Genomic DNA, 22,243 nt, shown 5'->3' on the forward strand with positions numbered 1-22,243 from the left:
CATCCTCGGTACGGACTCCGGTCGAGCCTAGTCCGCCGCCAGTTTCGCTCTGTGGAGGCACGCACATCCAGGTGACGGGGTACCGGGTCGTCCACTACCGAGCGGGGGAGGAACCGCCGGATGGCCCGCTCGCCCCCCCACCGATCACTCCAACGGGGAGCGTCCGATCGGCGGTACCCCGCGTCACGGGCCCCTGGATCGCGCGCCCCGCCGGTCGCCGGGCACCCTCGGTGACCTCACCGCCTCGGGTGGAGCCAGCCGGACGGCGGTCGAACACGCCTGGTTCCGGGCGTAGCGTGGGAACAGTATGACGGCTGAGAACAGCTACGAGGCATTCCGCCGAGCGGAGGCGCTGCTGGAGCAGCGGCGGCCCGCCGAGGCGTTGCGGGTGCTGGACCGCGTGCTCGCCGAGAACCCGGACAAACCCAGCGTGCAGGTGCTGGCCGGCCGGGCCTACTACTACACGGCGCAGCTCCGCCGCGCGGAGGCGGCCTTCGCCGCGGCGGTGGAGATGGACCCGACCGACCACTACGCGCGGTTGGCCCTGGGCAGGACCCTGCAACGCCAGGGGCGGCTGGAGGAGGCACGGACCCAGCTCCGGCTGGCGGCGTCGATGAACCCCACTCCCGAGTACCAGGAAGCGCTCGGCGAGGTGCGGGCGCGGATCTCGTTGTTCGAGAGGTGACGTCCGGCCGGTTCCGGCCGTTCGACGCGGTGTCCGGCCCGGCGGTGGCGCGAGGTGGTGCGGGACCGCCGTCAGGGGGCGGGCACCTCGATGGTGGCGTACCGCTCGGCGAGGCCGAAGATGCGTTGACCGTAGTCCACCGAGTTGTTGTAGGCGAACACCGCGTCCCACCAGTCGGTGGCGTCGTCCAGGTTGGCCCCGGCCGAGCAGAGGTAGCGGGCGGTGCCCAGGGCCGCGTCGTCGATGTGCTGTGGGTCGGCGACCCCGTCGCCGTTCCCGTCCGCACCCCAGATGTCCCAGGTGGACGGTAGGAACTGCATCGGGCCCTCGGCACGCACGTAGACCGTTTCCCCGGCCTCGGCGCTGGCGTCCTCGTCGATCATCTCCCGGATGCCGGGCCGGCCGTCCAGCGGGACCCCGTAGATCGGTTCCGAGGACAGGCCGTCCTCCTCCAGCGTCCGCCCGCCGATCTGCCCGTGGTCGGACTCGATGCGCCCGATCGCCGCGACGGTGCTCCACCGCACTCCGCACGCCGGCATGTCGGCGCGCATGCGGACCTCCGCGGCCGCGTAGGCGCGCAGCGCCCTGGCCGGGACGTCCAGCACGGTCGACATCCGGTCCGCCCACTCCTCGACCGTCACCGGAGGTGGTGGTGGCGCGGCGCTCTCCGACGGATCGGACCGCTCCGCGACCTCGGGTGGCGCGGCCGGCGGCGCGGCCTCCTCCCCGGGGCCCGGTGGAACGGCGACCGGGCCGGCGGGGACGGCGCTGCGGGGTTCCACGTCGGCCGGGTCGATGGGGATGCGGGTGGACACCGGCGCGCCCCGGGACGGTGTGAAGGAGTCCACGAAGTCGAGGACCCGGAACGCGACCCACGCCGAACCGGCGAGCAACGCCAGGACGAGGAGCCAACGGAGGAAGGACGCTGGCCCCCGCCGACGGCGCCGGGGACGCGTCGAGGGCGAGGGCAGCGGCAAAGTGGTGGCCACGCCGTCAGATTACTGGTCGATAACGAACGAGTAGCCCGAAACATCCCGTTCCTCGGGGACCGGAGCGCCAGCCGGGGCTTGGACCGGGGCGGTCGAAGCCGCGCCCGAGGGTGGTGTGGAGCGGGGGCGCCCCGGGGAGCGCGGCCTCACCTCAGGACGTCGCGGCTGAGTTGTCCGTACCGTTCGGCTCGTTCGAGGATGTCGGTGGCGTAGGCGCGGCTCTCGTTGTAGGTGAGCACCGCCCGCCACCACCCCTCCGACTCGGTCAGGTCGCCACCGGAGTCGCAGAGGTAGTTGCCCGCCGCCAACGCCGCGTCGTCGATGTCCTGCGGGTCGGCCACCCCGTCGCCGTCGGCGTCGACCCCCCACTCCGCCCAGGTCTGGGGGAGGAACTGCATGGGACCGACGGCGCGGTCATAGACGTCGTCCCCGTCGAGTTCACCGCCGTCGGTGTCGCGGATCTCCTTGACCCCCGGTCGCCCGTCGAGCGGGATGCCGATGATGGGCTCGCTGGGACGTCCCGTCCGATCCAGGGTCGCGCCACCGTGCCGGCCGTGGTTGGACTCGGAGGACCCGATCGCCGCCAACGTCGTCCACGTCAGCCCGCAGGACGGGTTCTCCGCCTGCACGGTCGCGGCGGCGTACCCGTAGGCCTGGAGAGCGGCCCTGGGGATGTTCAAGGGGTCGGCGAGGGCCTCCGACCACCCGGTGAGCTGGTCCTGGGGACGCGAACCCAGCCGGGTCGGTCCATCGACGCTGACCACGGACACCGGGGGGAGGCTGGCTCCCCGGTCAGGTGGCGCCACGGCCGGCATCTCCTCCGCGAGGGCCTGGAGGTAGTTGCCGTCGGCGGGGTCGTCCCTGGCCACGAAGGCCACCAGGGCCGAGGACGCCAGCGCCAGGGTGGCGCCCCCGATGACCAACCGGGCCCATCGTCGTCGCCCGGGGGCGGGTGACATGTTCGACACCGCTCCGTCCTCCTCACTCGCGCCGACCCGGGCCCCGTGGAGCCCGCGCGGTCGCGTCCGGATGAGCCACGCAGTGATGGCCTCCGGGACGGTAGCGCATGCATGACCGCGACCGGCACCCCTCGCCCCGTGCGCGTCGGATCCGGGGCGGAGCCGGGGAACCGGGGTCCCGGACACCACCGTCCGAAGGGGATTCCCGGCTCCGAGCAGCCGCCGGACGGGTGTCCGCCGGGCCACCGCGCCGTCCGGGTGTCGTCGCGGGCGGAGGACACCGCGCCACGACGACACCGGTGGCACGAGCACGGGCGCGCCGCGTCCACCCCGGGGCTCCTCGCGTCAGCCGCCCTGACGGGGGCTGGGCCACGGCGGCGGCGCGGTCGCCGGCCGTTCGGCGAGCCGCTCCAGGGCGACCCGGATCGCGGTGTCCAACTGCGGATCGCGGCCGGCCGCCCAGTCCTGGGGCCGGCACACCACCTCGATGTCGGGTTCGACACCGTGGTTCTCCATGCCCCACTCCCGACCCCGCATCCAGGTCGCGTAGCCGGGCTGGGTGACCAGGGTGCCGTCGACCAGCCGGAACCGGGAGTCGATGCCGATGGTCCCGCCCCAGGTGCGGACCCCGATCACCGTGCCCACGCCCAACGCCTTGATGGCCCCGGTGACGATGTCGCCGTCGGAGCCGGACAGCTCGTCGGCCAACGCCACCACCGGTCCGCGCGGTGCGTCACTGGGATAGCTGGCGTGGCCGCGGCCGTCCCGGTCGAACTGGTAACCGATGATCTGGCGGGCGAGCTTCTCCACGACGAGCTGCGAGAGGTGTCCGCCGCCGTTCTCCCGGAGATCGACGACGAGGGCGTCGTACTGGGTCTCCAACCGCAGGTCCCGGTGCAGCTGGGCCCAGCCCACGGCCATCATGTCGGGCACGTGCAGGTAGCCGAGGCGGCCATCGGACCGCTCCCGGACGTAGGAGCGGCGGTCGGCCACCCACTCCTGGTAGCGCAGGGCCTCCTCCCCCGCCAACGGGACGACCACGGCCCGGCGGACCGCGCCGCCCGCACCGGGGCGGATGGTGAGCTCGACCTCCTTCCCGGCGCTCCCGACGAGCTGGGGCGCCGGGCCGGTCACCGGGTCGACCGGCTGGCCGTCGACCGCGACGAGCACGTCGCCGGGCTGCACCGCGACGCCGGGGGCCAGCAGCGGGGACCTGGCCGCCGGGTCCGAGGTCTCGCCGGGGAGCACACGGCCGATCCGCCAGTTCCCCTCCTCGTCCCTGACCAGGTCGGCGCCGAGCTTGCCCTGCCGCCGCTGCTGGTCGCCGCCGCCGGGCGCGACCGCGTAGGCGTGGGAGGTGCCGAGCTCGGCCTGGGTCTCCCACAGCAGGTCGATCAGGTCGTCGTGGCTGCCGAGGCGGTCGGTCAGCGGCCGGTACCGGTCGAGGACACCGGCCCAGTCCACGCCGTCCATGTCGGACCGCCAGAACCGGTCCCGCATCAGGCGGCCCGCCTCGTCGAAGGCCTGCCGCCACTCCCGACCCCGGTCGAGGGTGAACCGGACCCTGGACAGGTCGATCTCCACCGGACCGCCTGGCCCGTTCGACTCGGCCTTGCGGTCGGCGGGGACGAGGCGCAGCGCGCCCCCGTCGGTCAACAGCAGCCTCGTGCCGTCGCCGCTGACCGCGACCCGGTCGACGTCCTCGACGAGGACCTCCAGCCGGTTCTCCTTCAGGTCGTAGCGCTCCAGCGTGGCCTGCTCGGCCTTGGCGTCCTGGCTGGGCCTGGCGTCGCCGAGGACACCGCTGGCCTGCTCACGCAGCCACACGACACCGCCCTTGACGGGGAGCAGCGAGTGGTAGTTCCCGGCCGCGACGGGGAAGGGCACGGCGCGTTGGGCGATGCCCTCCACGCTGAGGACGGTGGCCTCCTGCCTGCTCTCGCCGCTGTCGGTGGACTCGCCGTCCTCCCCCGTCTCCCCAGGCGCGGGGCGGCCCTGCGTGGTCGGCCCGAAGGGCGAGGGGGTGAGGGCCGCCAGCGGCACGAGGTGCGGGCGGCAGGCGTTCGGGAAGGACATGTCGAACACGTGCGCGTCGTACACGGGGTCGAAGGTCCGTTCGGACAGGAAGGCGAGGTACTTGCCGTCCTGGGTGAAGACCGGCTCGGTGTCGACGAACCTCAGCTCGGTGACGTCGACGATGGAGGAGGCGGGCAGCTCGTCGGCGTCACCGACCGCCGCGGCCAGGTTGACCGCGCGGATGTGCCGCAACGGGTCCGGGCCGGGGTGGGACCAGGCGAGCCACTTGGAGTCCGGGGAGAAGGCCAGGTCCCCCGGGTCGCTCGACTCGGCGCGGGTGACGACCCGGATGCGGCCGCTGACCAGGTCGACGGCGAGGAGCTTGTTGTCGTGGTTGGTGACCGCCGCCGTCAGGCCGTCGGGGGAGACCTCCAGCGCGAGCACCCGACCCAGCTGGCCGGCGCCGATCCTGCGGGGCTCGGCACCCGGCTCCACGCCGGTGACCGGCACGATCTCCAGCGCGTCCTCACCCTCGGCGTCGGTGACGAAGACGACCGAGGCCGGGGCGTTCTCGGCGGCCTGCCGCTCGGACACGAACCGGGGCATCCTGGCCCGCACCCCGGGGGTGGCCGACAGCGCGCGCACCGGGCCGTCCCGGTGGCTCACCCAGTGCACGGTGCCCCTCGCGAGGACCGCGCTCGCCCGGCCGGTGTGGTCCGGCACCGCCGCGGCGAGGTGGTCGCTGGCGGTGGCGGTGGTCGGGCGCCGGTTCGCGCCAGCCCCGGTCAGGGCGACGTCGATCCGCCGAGGAGTGCCGTCGAGGTCCTCCAGCAACCACACCTCACCGGCGTGCTGGTAAACGACCCGCTGACCGTCGGTGCTGGCGAACCGCGCGTAGAACCGGTCGTGGTCGCTGTGCCGGCGCAGGTCGGAACCGTCGGGTTCCGAGGAGTACAGGTTGGCGACGCCCTCGTGGTCGGAGAGGAAGACGATCCGACCGTTCACCCACAGCGGGCTGGCGAGGTTGCCGTCGAGTTCCGAGTGGACGCGCTCGAACTCCCCGGCCCCGTCGAGGTCCCGCCAGATCTTGCCGGTGGTGCCTCCTCGGTAGCGCTTCCAGTGCCCCGGGTCCCGCATGGTGTAACTGCCGAGCACCACCTGGCCGTCGGGTCCGAAGGACACGTCGTTGAGCGGCCCGTACGGCAGCTTGGTGGCCGGCCCGCCGTCGAGGGGAACCGAGTAGGCCCACGAACGGGCGCCGTGGGACTCCACGGTGGAGGCCGCGACGACGGAGAGCGCGCCGGAGTCGTCCGACCGCCAGCCGAGCACCCGGCTGCGCCCGGCTCCCCAGTGGGTGAGCCGACGGGAGGTCCCGCCTTCCAGGCCGATGACCTGGACCTCGGCTCGGCCACCGTCGAGCGTGCTGGTCCAGGCGACCTGGCCGCCGTCGGGGGAGAACCGGGGGTTGGTCACCGGCACACGGTCGGCGGTGAGCCGCCATGCGCGCCCGCCGTCGAGCGGTGCGAGCCAGACATCGTCTTCGGCGACGAAGGTGAGGAGATCCGCGTGGAGATGAGGGAAGCGGAGGTATCCGGCGATGTTCACCTCCGCCACCCTAACGACGAGGCACCCCCACCAACAGGATGATTGCCCTTCCCCACCCGGGAAACGCCGTCGGGCGACTCGGTGGCGGTCCGTGGCCACCCCGGCGCGGTGCGCTCGGCACCTGGCCGACCGTCGCCAAGGGGTCACCGGAGGGGCGCTCGGCGCTCGTGGTGGGGAGGTGCGGTGGGGGCGGGACGCCCGCCTCAGCGTCCGGTGCCGATGCGGCCCTCCTTGAGGGCGGTGAGGAACGCGCCGAACACGGCGGGTTCCACGTAGAGGGTCCCGGCCCCCCGGTTCTTGGTGTCCCGGATGCCCACCACGGCGGGGCCGGAGCCGATCTCGACGCAGTTCGTCTGCGAGGTGCTGCGGCGCGACTTGCGCCAGCCAGCCACGGGAACGTGCGACATTCGGGTACTCCGCTCTGGTAACGCAACGAGTGGTGTTCCGCCGCCTCGCCGTTGAGCGCGACCGAGAGCAGAGTAGAGCGAGGCCGGTTTCCCGTTCGGGCGTCCCGCCGCCATGACGATCACGGCGGTGTGGACCGCTGGTCAGGAGCGGTGTCCGGTGTTGGCGCCGGCTGGCCGGAGGTCGAGGCGGCTCACGTGGCGCCGGTCCTCCCGGCCCTTGGCGGTCCAGGTCGGCTCCGGCGGGCGCCCCACTGGCGGCCCGGCCCGACGGCCCCAGGGGGCGCGACCGGTCGTCGTCCGCCACCGCGACGGCCACCCGCTCGGGAGAGTCGGGGCGGCACGGGCGGCCGGCCGGGGACGAACGTTCCCGGGTGGGCGAAGCCGAATCCGACCGGGCACGACGGCCTGTCCGGTGGTCGGCCAGGCGGGCGCCCGTTCACGGGGACCACGGGCCGGCCCGGGCACGGAAGGGGAGGCGGCGTCAGCCGCGTGCGGGGGCGGTGCGCTCCCTCACTCCGACGGCCAGAACCTCGCCCAGTCGGCGGGCCCCAGCCGGTGCGGGTCGAGTCCGACGGAGCGCGCGGCCCGCTCGGCGGCGCGGATCCGCCCGGCGAAGGCTCGGGCCACGGCCCGGAGTTCGCCCTCGGGCTCACCCCCCGCGCGCCGTTCCTCGGCGGCCACGGCGAACAGCCGCTCCCCCGCGCCGGGACCCGAGGGGAAGAACTCCGCCGGCACCCCGGCCTTGGTCGCGCGCGCGGCGATCTTCGCCGCCAGCGCCACGGCGGGCTGCCCGAAGGCCACCCCGTCGACGGCGGACTCCCGCTGCTTCTCGACCTGTTTCAGCTCCTCCCACCGCGCCTGCTGCGCGAGGGCGTCCGACGGGGACGCGGAAGGGTCAGCGGACTCGGCGCCGAAGACGTGCGGATGGCGCCCGACGAGCTTGGTGACCAGGGCGGCGGCCACCGCGTCGATGTCGAAGGGGGCCTCCGGGTGCTCGGCGGCGATCCTGGCGTGGAACAGCACCTGCAACAGGACGTCGCCGAGCTCCTCGCGCAGCGCGCCCCGGTCACGGTCCTCGATGGCCTCCAGCAGCTCGTAGGTCTCCTCGACGAGGTACTGGCGCAGCGTCTCGTGGGTCTGCTCCGCGTCCCACGGGCACCCCCCGGGCGAGCGCAGCCGGTCCATCACCGCGACCGCCTCCAGCAGGGCCGCTCCCGGCCCGGCGGCGCCGCCGCTCCAGGCCGGGGAGGCATCCGGCGAGACGTCCTCCCCCGGTCCCCGCACCTCGGCGGCACCGGCCTCCAGCAACGCCGAGGCGCCCGGGCTGGTCGCGTCGACCACCACGAGCAGGACGGGTTCTCGGGTGGCCAGGGCCAACAGCTCCGCCGGCTTGGGGGTGGGCTCGCCGCCCAGCGCCCTGACCAACCAGGCCGGGACGTCCGGGTCGAGGAGGACGTGCCGGGCGGCCCGCACCAGGGGCAGGGCCGCGACCGGGACACCCGGTTCGGGCCGGTCCTCCACCACCAGCACGGCACTGCCCTCGACCAGCGTCGGAGCAGCCCGCCTGTCCCTGTTCTCCTCGGACACCTCGTCGCCCCCTCCGGGTGGTGGTCTTCCGGCCTCCCGGCCGTGCGGTCACGCCGTCGACCGGCCCGGTGGCGCGGGGGACCCCCGCTGCCCCCGGCCGCCGCTGACTCACTGGTTGGCGGTCGCGGTCCCCTGACGTGGGGGGATCTGGATGCCGGCGACCTCGTCGGCGTTCGGGGCCACCCCCAGGCTCACCGGGTCCCACACGCCGTACCGCGGGTTCACCCTGATGTCGAGTTCGTCGGCGACCGGGGCCATCAGCCGGGAGCCGAAGTACTGCAACGTCTGCGGGTCGACCGAGTCGGCCAGGCCGGGCTCACCGGTCGCGGCGTCGAGGTTGCGTTCCTTGACCACGGCGACCATCCACTGCCCGCCCTGGTTGTCGAAGGGGAACGCCACCACGGTGCCCGGGGCCGCCCCGAACAGCGGTTGACCGGCCAGCTGCGGCTGCTCGGCCGCGGTCGTGCGCTGGTCGAGCTGTCCTGGGAGCCCGCTCGCCGCGTCCTCGGCGACCATCTCCTCGATGCTGGCGGGGTCGGCGGCCAACCGCTCCGCCTTTTCCAGGGCGTCCTCCCGGGTGACGGCCTGCGTGTAGTCGAAGACCACCTCGATGCCGTCGAAGTACTTGCGCCCGAGCTCCAGCATGAGCAGTTGGTCGGCGACCCGCTCCCGGAAGTTCGACGCGTCGTAGACGGTGCCCTCGGAGGCCGCCTCGGCGCCGCCCCGCTGGTCGATGAGCTCGTCGACCTCGGCCTGGTCGACGGTCAGCCCCTCCCGCCTGGCGACCTCGTTGATCAGCTCGTGCTGCACGGAGAGGGTGACGATGTTCCTGCCGACCTCGCCGATCTGGCCGGTGGAGGCCAACTGGCGGCGGACCTCGGGGTCCCGCTCGAAGATCGAGTCCAGCCGGTCCTGCACGTGCTCGAGTGAGATGACCGTGTCGCCGACGATCGCGGCGGCCCGGACCTGGCTGGGGTCCGAACCGCAGCCCGCGAGGAGCACCCCGGCGGAGGCCAGCACGGCGACGGTCGGACGAAGGGAACGGCGCGTAGTCCTCACGGGCGACACCTTCTCACGAACGGTCGGCATCCGGTTAGCCAGCTGATCGTAGTTCCTCGTCTCGTTCCGTCACCACGCCGCTTCCCGGGGTGAGAGGACCGACCACCACCGACCGGCCCCGCACCCCGGAGACGGGGTCAGGACGTGCCGGCGGTGGAGGCGGCGGGGCGCGGTTCCGTCATCGAGATCAGGAACTGCTCGCACCAGGCCAGCAGCGGGAGGTCGCGAAGCGGCGGCGCGCCCAGCCTGCCCCCGGCCGGCCCCTCGGTGGGTCGGGGCACCGACACGGTGCGCACCGCCGCCTTGTGGGTCGCCTTCGGGTGCAGCCGCCGCAGCCGGACGAGCTGCGAGTCCCGCAGCTCCATTGGCGCGAACCGGACGGAGCTGCCCTGGAGCGTCACCTCGGAGACCCCTCGGTCGCGGCACAGCTGGCGGAACGCCGCCACCGCCATCAGGTGCTCCACCTCGACCGGTGGTCGCCCGTACCGGTCGACCAGTTCGGCGCGCACCGCGTCCAGGGCCTCGGCGTCGGCCGCCTCGGCGATCTTGCGGTAGGCCTCCAGGCGCAACCGTTCACCGGGCACGTAGTCGTGCGGCAGGTGCGCGGTCACCGGCAGGTCGATCCGCACCTCGGGCAGTTCCGGCTCCTCCTCCCCGGCGCCGTCGATGCCCGAGCCGCGCCGGAACGCGGCCACCGCCTCGCCCACCAGCCGTACGTACAGGTCGAAGCCGACGCCGGCGATGTGCCCGGACTGCTCCGCGCCCAGGATGTTCCCCGCGCCCCGGATCTCCAGGTCCTTGGTCGCCACCGCCATCCCGGACCCCAGCTCCGAGTTCTGGGCGATGGTCGCGAGCCGGTCGTGGGCGGTCTCGGTGAGCGCCTGCTCGGGCGGGTAGAGGAAGTAGGCGTAGCCGCGTTCCCGGCCCCGACCGACCCGGCCGCGCAACTGGTGCAGTTGGGACAGGCCGAGCAGGTCCCCCCGCTCTACCAGCAGGGTGTTGGCGTTCGAGATGTCGAGCCCGGTCTCGACGATCGTGGTGCAGACCAGGACGTCGTACTCGCGTTCCCAGAAACCGTTGATGATCTTCTCGAGGCGGTCCTCGCCCATCTGCCCGTGCGCGGTCACCACCCGTGCCTCGGGCACCAGTTCCCTGATGCGCCGGGCGGCCTTCTCGATGGTGGACACCCGGTTGTGGACGTAGAAGACCTGCCCCTCCCGCAGCAGCTCCCGGCGGATCGCCGCCCCGACCTGCTTGTCGTCGTAGTGGCCCACGTAGGTGAGCACCGGGTGCCGCTCCTCCGGCGGGGTCAGGATGGTCGACATCTCCCGGATACCGGCCAGGCTCATCTCCAGGGTCCTCGGGATGGGCGTGGCGGACATGGTGAGGACGTCGACGTGGGTCCGCAGCGCCTTGATGTGCTCCTTGTGCTCGACGCCGAACCGCTGCTCCTCGTCGACGATGACCAGACCGAGGTCCCGGTAGCGGATACCGGTCTGGAGGAGCCGGTGGGTACCGATGACGATGTCCACCGAACCGTCGGCGAGACCGGCGATGACCTGCTCGGAGTCCAGCGCGTCCGTGAACCGGGACAGCCCCTTGATGGTCACCGGGAAGGACCGCATCCGTTCCACGAAGGTGTTCAGGTGCTGCTGGGCGAGCAGTGTCGTGGGCACCAGCACCACGACCTGTTTGCCGTCCTGCACGGCCTTGAAGGCGGCGCGCACGGCGATCTCGGTCTTGCCGTAGCCGACGTCCCCGCAGATCACCCGGTCCATCGGCACCGCGCGACGCATGTCCTGCTTCACCTCGTCGATGGCGGCGAGCTGGTCGGGCGTCTCGGTGTAGGGGAAGGCGTCCTCCAGCTCCCGTTGCCACGGGGTGTCCTCGTTGAAGGCGTGCCCGGGGGCGGACTGCCTGGCGGCGTAGAGCTGGACGAGCTCGGCGGCGATCTCCCGGACGGCCTTGCGGGCCCGGCTCTTGGTCTTGGCCCAGTCGGAGCCGCCCAGCTTGTTCAGGGTCGGCAACTCGCCACCGACGTACCGGGAGACCTCGTCGAGCTGGTCGGTGGGCACGAAGAGCCGGTCGCCGGGTTGACCGCGTTTGCTGGACGCGTACTCCAGCACCAGGTACTCGCGGGTCGCGCCGGCCACGGTGCGCTGGGACATCTGGACGTAGCGACCGATGCCGTGCTTCTCGTGGACCACGTGGTCGCCGGGTTTGAGCGCCAGCGGGTCGACGGCGTTGCGGCGCCGGGAGGGCATCCGGCGCATGTCGCGGGTGGAGGTACCGCCTCGGCCCCCGGTGAGGTCGGCTTCGGTGAGCAGCACCAGGCCGTTCTCGCCGGTGACGAACCCGTCCTCGAACGACGCCCTGGTCACGGTCACGACGCCGGGGGCGGGCGGTTCGGGCAGCCCGTCCACGGCCAACCGCACGGGGACCTCCGCCTCCCGCAGCTGGGCGGCCGCCCGCTGCGCGGTGCCGGTGCCGGGGAAGGTCAGGACGGCGGCGCCGCCCGCGCTGGCGTGCGCCCGCAGGTCGGCGAACGCGCGGTCCAGCTCACCCCGGTAGGAGTCGACGGGGCGGACGTCGAGGCGGAGGGGACGGCCCTCCTCGACCGGGTCGGCGCCCCGGTAGTCGCTCTCCAGTTCCTCGTCGACCCGGAGCTGGGACAGCGTCCACCAGGGGCGGCCGGACTCGCGGGTGTGCTCGGCGATCTCGTTGAGGTCCCGGTAGGCGGAGGCGCCAAGGTCGATGGGGGCGCTACCGCCCGCGCCGGCCGCGTTCCAGGAGGCCTCCAGGAACTCCTGCCCGGTGCGCACCAGGTCGGCGGCACGGGACCGGATCTTCTCCGGGTCGGCCAGCACGACGTGGGTGTCCGGGGGGAACAGGTCCGGCAGCAGCTGGAGCTCGCCCTCGCACAGCGCGGGGATGAGGGCTTCCATGCCCTCGCAGGGCACCCCGCCGGAGATCTTCTCCAACATCTCGGCGAGGTCGGCGTCACCCCGGTGTTCCTCGGCCAGCGCGGCGGCCCGCTGGCGCACCGACTCGGTGATCAGCAGCTCCCGGCAGGGCGGGGCGGTGAGCTCGGGGCGCTGTTCTGGCAGCGAGCGCTGGTCCGCGACGGAGAACGGGCGGATCTCGCTGACCTCGTCGCCCCAGAACTCGACGCGCAGCGGGTGTTCCTCGGTGGGTGGGAACACGTCGAGGATGCCGCCCCGCACGGCGAACTCGCCGCGCTTCTCGACCATGTCGACCCGGCTGTAGGCGAGGCCCGCCAGGGAGACCAGCTGTTCCTCGAAGTCGTGGTCCTCCCCGACCCGGAGGCGGACTGGGCGCAGTTCACCGAGGTTGGGCGCCAACGGCTGGATGAGGCTGCGGATGGTCGCCACCACCACCCTCGGCGCGCCGGCCGTGGACTCCTCGGGGTGGGCGAGCCTGCGGAGGATCGCCAACCGGGCCCCGACGGTGTCGGCCCGGGGGGACAGCCGTTCGTGCGGCAGGGTCTCCCAGGACGGCAGGTGCGCCACGGACTCGGCCCCGAGCAGGTCGGAGAGCACCGCGGTGCTCTCCTCGGCCTCCCGGCCCGTGGTGGTGACCAGCAGGACCGGCCGCTTGGCGCCGTCGTCGGCGGCCAGCGCTCCCGCGACCAGCGGTCGCAGGGCAGCCGGCCCCTGGAGGCGCAACGCCGGTGTGCCGGCGGACTGGACGACGTCCCGGAACCCGGCGTCGGCCAGGATGGTGGTGAGCAGACCAGCGAGTGGACCGGGCACGGCGCACATCCCCTCGGCAACGCAGGACACACCCCTGCCCGGGACGAGTCACGCCCGGGAGGGGTCTCCTGGACAGCGTACGACCGGTGCGCGTGGCCGGCGACGGGCGGGGCGTCCGTCACCGTGCGGTCCTCCTCACCCCACGGACCCGCGCCGGTGGCGGTCGCGTTCGTTCGATCTTCCGGGTGAAGAACCGCCCGGTCGGGGTTTACCGGGGGGCGCGGTGTGCGCAGTCTGGGGCGATGGGGATCTTCGCGAGGAACGTCCGGGTCGGCGTCGGGGTGTTGGGAGCCGGGACGCTCCTGGTGGTCACCGCCTGCGGCGGTGAGGACGCCACGGGCCACCGGCCCGACGGTTCACCGCCGCCGAGCGGGCCGCCGCCGGCCGGCCTGGAGGTGCGGGAGGTCGCGGGCGGGCTGGAACACGGGTGGGGAGTGGGTTTCCTCCCCGAGGGCGGCCTGCTCGTCACCGAACGCCCCGGCCGGTTGACCCTGGTGTCCGGTACCGAACCGGGCGCGACGACCACCGAGGTGGACGCCGACCTCTCCGACGTGTTCGTCGAGGGCGAGGGCGGGCTGATGGACCTGGTGGTGCACGAGGACTTCGCCGAGACGCGGCGCTTCACCACCTGCCAGACCCACCAGGACGCCGACGGCACGCCGGTGGACGTGCGCCTGGTGACCTGGCGGCTCGACGACGACGGTGGCAGCGCCGACCGGGTGGCCGACCCGCTGCTCCACGGCCTGCCGATCAGCGACAGCGGCCGGCACTCGGGGTGCCGGCTCGCGCTGGACGGCACCGGCGCGCTGCTGGTCGGGACGGGCGACGCCGCACGTCCCGACACCTCCCAGGACCTGACCAGCCTCGGGGGCAAGGTGCTCCGCCTCGACCTGGCGACCGGGGGGCCCGCCGAGGGCAACCCCTTCGCCGACGCCGACGACGCCGCGCGACGCCTCGTCCTCACCTACGGGCACCGCAACGTGCAGGGGGTGGCTCCGAGGCCGGGCGGGGACCAGGTCCTCGTCGCCGAGCACGGTCCGGACGTCGACGACGAGGTGAACCTCCTCGAACCGGGTGCGAACTACGGGTGGGACCCCTCGCGGGGCGGAGCGACGGAGGACTACGACGAGAGCGTCCCCATGACCGACCGGGAACGCTTCCCGGACGCGGTACCCGCCGCGTGGAGCAGCGGGCCGACGACGGAGGCGCTGTGCGACGCGGTGTTCCTCCACGGGGAGCAGTGGGGTCCCTTCGACGGCATGGTCGCGGTGACCGCCCTGCGGGGCAGCAAGCTGCTGCTGTTCGAGCTGGACGAGGCCGGGGCCGTGACCGGGATGACCGTTCCCCCGGAGCTGGACGGCACCCACGGCCGGCTGCGCGCGGCCGACCTCGGCCCGGACGGAGCGCTCTACCTGACCACCTCCAACGGGGAGGACGACCACGTGTTGCGGGTCAGCCCGGCCTGAGCCCGGGGGCGGAGCCGCCGGACACGGGCAGGTGTCCGTCATCGGCGCGTCGGCGACGTCCCCGCCCGGCGCCACCCCCAGGAGCGGCGGAGAAGGGGGCAGACGGGAGCGGCACGACGGCGGCCACGCGGAGCGGGAGTGAGGGGCGGGGGTGAGGGGCGGGGGTCGGGCGGGTGCCAGGAGACCGGCGTCCCACCCGCCCGGCCGACCCCGAGGCCGACGCGGGGCGCTGGCACGGCCGCCCCGCGCCGGGTTCCCGGTCCGCCCGGCCAGCGCGAGCCTCTCGGCACCGCGAGCCGCCCGGCACCGCGGGAGATCCTGGACGACGCGTCCGGTCGGCCGAGACGGGGACCCGCCCGCCGAACCCGTCGGGCTCAGCGCTCGGCCGGGGCCCGCTCGTCGGCGGTGCGCATCGAGGGGTGCAGTTCCAGGTGGGACAGCCCGTTCCACGCCAGGTTGACCAGGTGCGCGGCCACCTCCTCCTTGGGAGGCCGCTGCACCTCCAACCACCACTGACCGGTCAACGCGACCATGCCGACCAGGGCCTGGCTGTACAGGGCGGCCAGCGCCGGGTCGTACCCGCGCGCGGCGAACTGCTGGCCGAAGATGTTCTCGACCTGGCTGGCGATGTCGTTGAGCAGGCTGGAGAAGGTGCCGGTGGCGCTCGCGACCGGGGAGTCCCGGACCAGGATGCGGAACCCGTCCGTCGAGTCCTCGATGTAGTCCAGGAGCGCCCGCGCGGCCTGTTCGAGGAGTTCCCGGGGATGACCGGCGGACAACGCGGAGATGATCCGGTCGAGCAGGACCTCCATCTCGCGGTCGACGACGACCGCGTAGATGCCTTCCTTGCCGCCGAAGTGCTCGTACACCACCGGCTTGCTCACCCCGGCGCGGTGCGCGATCTCCTCGATCGAGGCCGCGTCGAAGCCGCGTTCGGCGAACAACGCGCGGCCGATGTCGAGCAGTTGCCGCCGCCGTTCCTTGCCCGTCATCCGAACCCGTTTGGAGACCTTCCGAGTTCTGGCGTCCGTCACGGCCTGCCCCCGCTCTCGCCGTCGCACCGCCACCCCCGGAGCCTAGGGCCGATCACCCGCCCCGAGAAGCGGGGGCTCCGCGCCGAGCTTCGACGCGGAGCCTTTGACCGATTCGCCGTGTTCCCCTGCCTCGTGTCCGCCGAGGACCCGGATGTCACTCCTCGTTCGCGCTGATCCTGGCGAGCCGCCCCGGCGTGGGCCAGCGCACCTTCGTCGCCCAGCCCACCTTCTCGAAGAACCAGATGACCCGGGCGGAGATGTCGATCTGACCCCGCTTGACGCCGTGGCGGGCGCACGTGGGATCGGCGTGGTGCAGGTTGTGCCACGACTCCCCGAAGGACAGGATCGCCAGCGGCCAGAAGTTCGCGGACTTGTCGCGGGCCTTGAACGGGCGCTCGCCGATCATGTGGCAGATCGAGTTCACCGACCACGTGACGTGGTGCAGGAAGGCCACCCGGACCAGACCGGCCCAGAAGAAGGCGGTCACCCCGCCCCACCAGGACCAGGTGATCAGCGCGCCCAGCACTGCGGGCAGCAGGAAGCTGATGATGGTCCAGAGCCAGAAGAGCTTCTGCACCCGCACGATGCGCCGTTCGGCGACCAGGTCCGGGGCGAAGCGGTCGGCGTTGGTGACCCCCGACTCGAACAGCCACCCCATGTGGGCGTGCCAGAAGCCCTTGGCGAGGGCGGCCGGGGAGGAGCCGAACAGCCAGGGCGAGTGCGGGTCGCCCTCCTTGTCGGAGTACGCGTGGTGCCGGCGGTGGTCCGCGACCCAGGTGATGACCGGGCCCTGGACGGCCATGCTGCCGGCGATGGCGAGACCGACCCGCAGCGGGCCGTTCGCCTTGAAGGAGCCGTGGGTGAAGTGCCGGTGGTACCCGACCGTGATGCCGAGTCCGGTGATCACGTAGAAGACGGCGGCCAGGCCGATGTCGACCCAGCTCAGCCCCCACCCCCACGCGAGGGGGACCGCCGCGATCAGCGCGGCGAACGGGACGAGGACGAACAGGTACACCGAGAACTGGGCCGCGGCGGAGCGCTCCCCCTGGAGCAGGGGCTTCGGTCCACGGTTCTCACCGGGCGGAGAGGCGGGTTCGAGGGTCGCTGTCATCGGCGGCACACCCCTGTGGTCGCGAGCGGAGCTCGGGCGGACGGACCTACGGCTACGGAACCGTAACCTACGCCAGCGTAGGTTACGGGGGGACGTGAGGCCAGTGGGGGTGCGGCTGCCCGGAACCGGTAGGCGATCGGGGCCAGGGGGTGCATGATGCTGCGATGCCAGAGGATGCGTCGCGCGCACAGCGCGCTTCGGACGGGAACGACATCCCCGCCCGGCCCCCCGCCGAACGACTCGGCGCCGGAACGTCCGAAGCTCCCGCCGCCCCGGCGACCACCTCCCCACGTCCTCCCGACGGGGAGCACGCGCATCCCACCGGGACCCGGAGCCGGGGTGCGCGCCGCGCGCGGAGCGGGCGGCGGCGCCGGGTGCTGTTCGTGTCGCTGGGCGCCGTGGTGGTGCTCGGCGTGACCGGCCTGCTCGGGGTGGGGTGGTACTACACGGAGGAGTTACTCACCCCCGTCCGCTACTCCGAGACCTACCCCGAGGTGGTGCGCGGCGCGGACGAGGGCAGCGTGCTGTTGGCGGACTCGCCGGCGGCCAGGTCGCCGGGAACCACGGGACTGTTCTGGTCGGAGGGCACCGCCCTGCTCGGCGACCCCACCCCCGCCGGTGACGGCCTGGTCGCACGGGAACTCGTCGCCGGCACGCCACCGGCGGCCGGGACCCCGGCACGTCTCGACCGGGAGGGCTGGCGGGACCCGGGCGGACTCGGCCTGGACTACCGGGAGGTCGCCGTGACCACCGAGGTCGGGGAGGCCCCGGCCTGGCTGGTGCCCGCCGAGGACGCGGCCAGCACCTGGGCCGTCCTGGTGCACGGCCGGGGAGCGGACCGGGCGGAGGGGCTCCGCGTGCTGCCCACGCTCCAGGAGCTGGGCATCCCCGGGCTGCTCATCAGCTACCGCAACGACGAGATCGCCCCGGCCTCGGAGGACGGGCTCTACCACCTGGGCCATTCCGAGTGGCGGGACGTCGTCTCGGCGATGGAGTTCGCCGTGGACGAGGGTGCGGAACGGATCGTGCTGGTCGGTTTCTCCATGGGCGGGGCCCTGGTGGGTCAGACCCTGGGGAACTCGGAGCTGGCCGAGCGGGTGGACGCGGTCGTGCTGGACGCCCCGGTCCTGAACTGGTCCACCACCCTGGACCTGGAGGCGGACAACCGGGGCATGCCGAAGGTCTTCGGCCGCGTCGCCGAACTCGTGGCCGGGTGGCGGACGGGCCTGTCGTTCGCGGACCTGGACCTCCTCACCAACCCGCCGGAGCGGCGGCCGGCCACGCTGCTGCTGCACGGCGACGAGGACCTGACCGTGCCAGTGGGCGACTCGCGTGCGCTCGCGGCCGCGGCCGACTCCCTCGACTGGCCCGTGGAGTACCACGAGTTCCCCGGCGCCGAGCACGTCGCGTCGTGGAACCAGGACCGGGACAGGTACGAGGAGGTCGTGCGGGAGTTCCTGACCAGGACGACCGGGCGGTGACACCCGGCGGTGGGACGACATCCTCCCGGCGGGGTGGACGCGGGGGAAATCCCGCGCACGGCGGGGGAACGGGCCGGTGACCCCCACGCGACCCCGCCCGCACGGGTAGGGTCGCACCCTCGACAACGATGGTGGTGGTGGCCACCATCACCCGTGATGTCGGGACGTGTCACCATGTCCTGGCACGACGGTCACGGCTGTCGGGCGATCCGCCGTGGTGTAAAGGCAGCACCTCGGATTTTGGTTCCGATGGTCCAGGTTCGAATCCTGGCGGCGGAGCGGTGAGGCCAGTGCCCTGCCGAGCGGGTTCGGGGTCGACGTTCGGACGAGCGGCCGCAGGGGCCGTGGGGGGTGTGCACAGCTGCACGAGGAGACCGCCGGTCAGCAGGAGGCACCCGTACTCGGGGAGCTCTCTGACGCGTGGCTGGTCGCCAGGGCGCACGAACTGATCGCCACCTCCCAGATCAGCGAACGCAACGTCCGGCTGGACGTCGCCGACGAGGTCGAGGACCTCCTCGCCGAGGCACAGCGCCGGGGCGAGCCCAGCCTGATCGCGCAGATGCTGCGCGCGGCCTCCGTCGTGCGGCTCGTGACGAAGGGCCACGAGGACCGCGCCGTCCCCCTGCTGGACGAACTCGTCGCCCACACCCGCCGCCACGGGCTGCTCGCCCTGGAGGCCGACGCCCACGCGCTGCGGGGCCGCGCCTCACTCGCCTTCGGTGAGGAGGACGCCGCGTTGACCGAGGCGGCCGTCGCCATGGCGATGCTCGACGAGAAGCTGAGCCCCGATCCGCTGATGGACCGCCGCACGTGGCAGCGGCTGCTGTCGACCGCGCTGTCCGACGTCGCCCTCGTGCTCACCCAACTCGGCGTGTACGAGCTCGCCGACGAGGTGATGGCCAGGGCCCACGAGCACATCCGCAGCAGCGGCGGGCCGCACCACATCTCCGTGCACCTGATCAACCGGACCAGGATGCTGCTGGGCTGGGGCCTGCGGCTGGAACGGGCCAACCGGTACGAGGAGGCCACCGACCGCTACGCCCTGGCCTCGGCGATCGCGGTGTCCGTCGAGGGGCCGTGGCGGGACTCGTTGCACCCGCGCGCCCGGGAGCGACCGGCCGCGGAACAGGTACCGGTGGTCGGTGCCGCGCACGCCCTCGCCCGCCCCTCCCCCGACCACGTCGAACCCCTCCGCCTCCTGCACGAACGCTGCCGCTACCCCCGCGAACTGATCATCGTCTCCCTCGCCCTCTGCCGCTGCCTTGAGGCCGACGGCCGGGAGGCGGAGGCGTTGGAGGTGCTGGCCCAGGCCCGGGAGGAGGTCAGCAGCGACCCGAACGAACCACCACTGTGGCTCTCGCTGGCCCGCGAGTTCGCGCGCCTGTGCGGCCCGGAGGACGGGGAGGCGGCCACCCTCGCGCTCGAGCAGTACAACGCGGCGTTGGAGGACGAGCTGTGGACGCTGCGGGAGACCCGGCTCGGCACCCTCCAGACCCGCCGGGAACACGAGAGGCTGACCCGCAAGCACGGCGCGATGGCGCGGCAGGCGCTCCAGGACCCCCTGACCGGGCTGGCGAACAGGAGGGCGCTGGACGAGGAACTGGACTCCCTCATCCGCACTCCCCAGGCCTACCCGCTGGCGGTGGCGCTGTGCGACCTCGACGGCTTCAAGGGGGTCAACGACCGGTGTTCGCACGCCGAGGGGGACGACGTGCTGCGCGTGGTGGCCAGCACGCTGCGCGACGCGTTGCGGGCCGACGACACCGTCGCCCGCTACGGCGGCGACGAGTTCGTGGTCCTGCTGCCCGGTTCCACCCTGGAGGAGGCGGAGATCGCGCTCAACCGCGCCGTGCGCGCCGTCGCCGCGCTGCCCCACGACCTCTCGCGGGGGGTGACGCTGTCCATCGGCGTCGTCGCCACCGGGGACCAGGAGAGCGGCGGGCAGGTCCTGGCCAGGGCCGACTCGGCCATGTACCAGGCCAAGCGCGGTGGTGGCAGCCAGGTGTTCACCGCCGGGCCCACCGGTGAGTCCGTGAGCGAGCTGACCACCGAACTGTGGGAACCCCCGAGCGGATGAGACGAGGTCGTCCCCGCGCGCGGCGGCTGGTCGCCCCGCGTCCGGACCCACCAACAGCGGAGATCAACTCCGTGGGCCGTCGCGCGGCCCGGCCGGCGACCACCCCTTAGGATCAGGCACCCTGAAGGGCGAACGACCGTGGGTCCGCCGCGTCCCGGCCACCCCGGAGCCGCCGCCCGACCTCACGGAGAACCGCGGAGGGAGATCCTCGATGCGTCACGGTGCTAGCGCCGGTCCCGTTGCCGACGAGGCCGGAACGGGCTCCGTCAGCACGATCATCCTCGCGGCCGGCGAAGGCACCAGGATGCGGTCGTCCACCCCCAAGGTGCTGCACGCGATCGCCGGGCGGTCCCTGGTGGAGCACGCCGTGCGGGCCGCCGCCGAGCTGGGGCCGGACGAGCTGGCCGTGGTCATCGGCCACGGCCGCGACCGGGTCGGCGCGCACCTCGACGCCGTGGGCGACCGGATGGGCCGCGAGATCCGGCTCGCCGTGCAGGAGGAGCAGCTGGGCACCGGGCACGCGGTGGCCTGCGGGCTCGCCGCCCTGGACGGCGCGGCCGACGCGGGCACCGTCCTCGTCAGCTACGGCGACGTCCCGCTGCTGGACGGGGCCACCCTGTCCGCCCTGCTCGCCGAGCACCGGTCCGCCGGCAACGCGGTCACCGTCCTGACCTCGGTCGTGGCCGACCCCACCGGGTACGGGCGGGTGACCCGCGACGACGACGGCGCGGTGACCGCCATCGTGGAGCACAAGGACGCCACCCCCGAGCAGCTCGCGATCACCGAGATCAACTCCGGTGTCTACGCCTTCGACGCGGCGGTCCTCTCCGACGCGCTGGGGCGGCTCGGGACGGCGAACGCGCAGGGCGAGCGCTACCTGACCGACGTCCTCGGGATCGCCGTGGGCGACGGACGCCGCGCCGGAGCGCTGGTGTGCGCCGATCCGTGGCTGGTCGAGGGTGTCAACGACCGGGTCCAGCTGGCCCGGCTCGGCGCGGAGCTCAACCGGCGGCTGGTGGAGCGGTGGATGCGCGCCGGGGTCACCGTGGTCGACCCCAACTCGGTGTGGGTGGACGTCGACGTCCAGCTGGAGCGGGACGTGCTGGTCGAACCCGGCGTGCAGCTGCGCGGGACGACCACGGTGGGCGCGGGGGCCACGGTCGGCCCGGACAGCACCCTGGTGGACTGCGAGATCGGTCCGGACGCGGTGGTGGTCCGCACCCACGGCACGGGGGCGGTGGTCGGAGCGGGTGCGACCGTCGGCCCCTTCGCGTACCTGCGCCCCGGCGCGGAGCTCGGGGAGAAGGGCAAGATCGGCACCTTCGTCGAGGTGAAGAACTCCCAGATCGGCGCGGGCAGCAAGGTCCCGCACCTCAGCTACGTCGGTGACGCCACGATCGGCGAGTGCAGCAACATCGGCGCGGCGAGCGTGTTCGTCAACTACGACGGGGTCGAGAAGCACCGCACGGTCGTCGGGTCCCACGTCCGCACCGGCTCGGACAACATGTTCGTCGCTCCGGTCACGGTCGGGGACGGCGCCTACAGCGGGGCCGGGACGGTCCTGCGCCGCGACGTCCCCCCGGGCGCGCTGGCCGTCTCCGGCGGCCCGCAGCGGAACCTGGAGGGCTGGGTGGAACGCCGTCGTCCGGGCACCGCGGCCGCCGAGGCCGCGGCCCGCGCCCGCCGCGCCGCCGAGGGGGAGCACCCGGAGGCCTGAGACACGCCGTTCCGGGCACGGCCCGCCGAGGTCGTCCGCCCCGGAACCCGCCGGGCTCGGTCGGCGGGCGGCGCCCGGTTCGCGGCCGACTGGCGCTCGGCTGGGCCGGTGGTGTCGTCCCGGTCCCGCGCCGGGCGGTGGCGGGTCGTCCGCTCGCCGGTGGCCGGGCGCGGTCCCCGCTCCGGATGGGACGGAGCCGCCCACCTCCGAGACGCCGTCCGTCCGGCGGGCCCGGCTGACCAGGGCGCGCGACCGGTGTCCCCGCCGTCGACCGGCG

14 protein-coding genes and 1 tRNA gene are annotated in these 22,243 nt (G+C 73.6%); 6 read left to right on the forward strand and 9 right to left on the reverse strand.

Annotated features, from left to right (window positions below; all coding sequences use genetic code 11):
* Positions 1 to 307 precede the first annotated feature (307 nt).
* A complete protein-coding gene (locus C1701_RS08040) occupies positions 308 to 685 on the forward strand; it encodes a tetratricopeptide repeat protein (protein ID WP_026417390.1) in 378 nt (125 codons plus the stop codon).
* Between the two features lie 71 nt (positions 686 to 756).
* Here C1701_RS08040 and C1701_RS08045 read toward each other — a convergent pair whose 3' ends face one another.
* The 7 genes from C1701_RS08045 to mfd all read right to left on the reverse strand — a co-directional run bounded on the left by C1701_RS08045 (position 757) and on the right by mfd (position 13,089).
* Complete coding sequence (locus C1701_RS08045; protein WP_026417391.1) at positions 757 to 1,674, reverse strand: lytic transglycosylase domain-containing protein; 918 nt, start codon at positions 1,672 to 1,674, stop codon at positions 757 to 759.
* 146 nt (positions 1,675 to 1,820) lie between these two features.
* Complete coding sequence (locus C1701_RS08050) at positions 1,821 to 2,633, reverse strand: lytic transglycosylase domain-containing protein (RefSeq protein WP_026417392.1); 813 nt, start codon at positions 2,631 to 2,633, stop codon at positions 1,821 to 1,823.
* 345 nt (positions 2,634 to 2,978) lie between these two features.
* On the reverse strand, positions 2,979 to 6,254 hold the full coding sequence (locus C1701_RS08055; protein WP_035291381.1) for a S41 family peptidase: 3,276 nt from the start codon (positions 6,252 to 6,254) through the stop codon (positions 2,979 to 2,981).
* A 203-nt stretch (positions 6,255 to 6,457) separates the two neighbouring features.
* Entirely contained in the window at positions 6,458 to 6,661 is a 204-nt protein-coding gene (locus C1701_RS08060; RefSeq protein WP_026417394.1) for a DUF397 domain-containing protein, read from the reverse strand.
* Positions 6,662 to 7,171: 510 nt separating this feature from the next.
* On the reverse strand, positions 7,172 to 8,248 hold the full coding sequence (locus C1701_RS08065; RefSeq protein WP_337662192.1) for a MazG family protein: 1,077 nt from the start codon (positions 8,246 to 8,248) through the stop codon (positions 7,172 to 7,174).
* A 108-nt stretch (positions 8,249 to 8,356) separates the two neighbouring features.
* Positions 8,357 to 9,307: a SurA N-terminal domain-containing protein gene (locus tag C1701_RS08070; protein WP_026417396.1), complete on the reverse strand. Its 951-nt coding sequence runs from the start codon at positions 9,305 to 9,307 to the stop codon at positions 8,357 to 8,359.
* A gap of 137 nt (positions 9,308 to 9,444) precedes the next feature.
* On the reverse strand, positions 9,445 to 13,089 hold the full coding sequence (gene mfd, locus C1701_RS08075) for a transcription-repair coupling factor (RefSeq protein ID WP_026417397.1): 3,645 nt from the start codon (positions 13,087 to 13,089) through the stop codon (positions 9,445 to 9,447).
* A 233-nt stretch (positions 13,090 to 13,322) separates the two neighbouring features.
* Between mfd and C1701_RS08080 the strand changes: the two genes are divergently transcribed.
* Positions 13,323 to 14,546 (forward strand): PQQ-dependent sugar dehydrogenase, encoded by a 1,224-nt coding sequence (locus tag C1701_RS08080; protein ID WP_103055756.1) that lies wholly within the window; start codon positions 13,323 to 13,325, stop codon positions 14,544 to 14,546.
* Positions 14,547 to 14,920: 374 nt separating this feature from the next.
* Here the strand turns inward: C1701_RS08080 and C1701_RS08085 are convergent, their stop codons facing one another.
* Both C1701_RS08085 and C1701_RS08090 read right to left on the reverse strand, forming a co-directional pair.
* Positions 14,921 to 15,538, reverse strand: coding sequence for a TetR/AcrR family transcriptional regulator (locus C1701_RS08085; protein WP_030104238.1), 618 nt, complete (start codon positions 15,536 to 15,538; stop codon positions 14,921 to 14,923).
* Positions 15,539 to 15,734: 196 nt separating this feature from the next.
* Positions 15,735 to 16,691, reverse strand: a complete 957-nt coding sequence (locus C1701_RS08090; protein ID WP_026417400.1) for an acyl-CoA desaturase — start codon at positions 16,689 to 16,691, stop codon at positions 15,735 to 15,737.
* Positions 16,692 to 16,855: 164 nt separating this feature from the next.
* On the opposite strand from C1701_RS08090, the gene C1701_RS08095 reads away from it, so the two are divergent.
* The 4 genes from C1701_RS08095 (at position 16,856) to glmU (ending at position 21,966) form a co-directional block, all read left to right on the forward strand.
* The gene (locus C1701_RS08095) at positions 16,856 to 18,172 is read left to right on the forward strand and encodes an alpha/beta hydrolase family protein (RefSeq protein ID WP_081895286.1); all 1,317 of its coding nucleotides are present in this window, start codon (positions 16,856 to 16,858) and stop codon (positions 18,170 to 18,172) included.
* A 208-nt stretch (positions 18,173 to 18,380) separates the two neighbouring features.
* A tRNA-Gln gene (locus C1701_RS08100) sits at positions 18,381 to 18,451 on the forward strand.
* Between the two features lie 280 nt (positions 18,452 to 18,731).
* Positions 18,732 to 20,249 carry a GGDEF domain-containing protein gene (locus C1701_RS08105; protein WP_245588675.1) on the forward strand — a complete coding sequence of 506 codons (1,518 nt, stop codon included), beginning with the start codon at positions 18,732 to 18,734 and terminating at the stop codon, positions 20,247 to 20,249.
* Between the two features lie 211 nt (positions 20,250 to 20,460).
* Positions 20,461 to 21,966: a bifunctional UDP-N-acetylglucosamine diphosphorylase/glucosamine-1-phosphate N-acetyltransferase GlmU gene (gene glmU, locus C1701_RS08110; protein WP_103055757.1), complete on the forward strand. Its 1,506-nt coding sequence runs from the start codon at positions 20,461 to 20,463 to the stop codon at positions 21,964 to 21,966.
* Positions 21,967 to 22,243: the final 277 nt, after the last annotated feature.

The sequence above is a fragment of the Actinoalloteichus sp. AHMU CJ021 genome, assembly GCF_002895405.1.
Classification (GTDB): Bacteria; Actinomycetota; Actinomycetes; order Mycobacteriales; family Pseudonocardiaceae; genus Actinoalloteichus_B; species Actinoalloteichus_B caeruleus.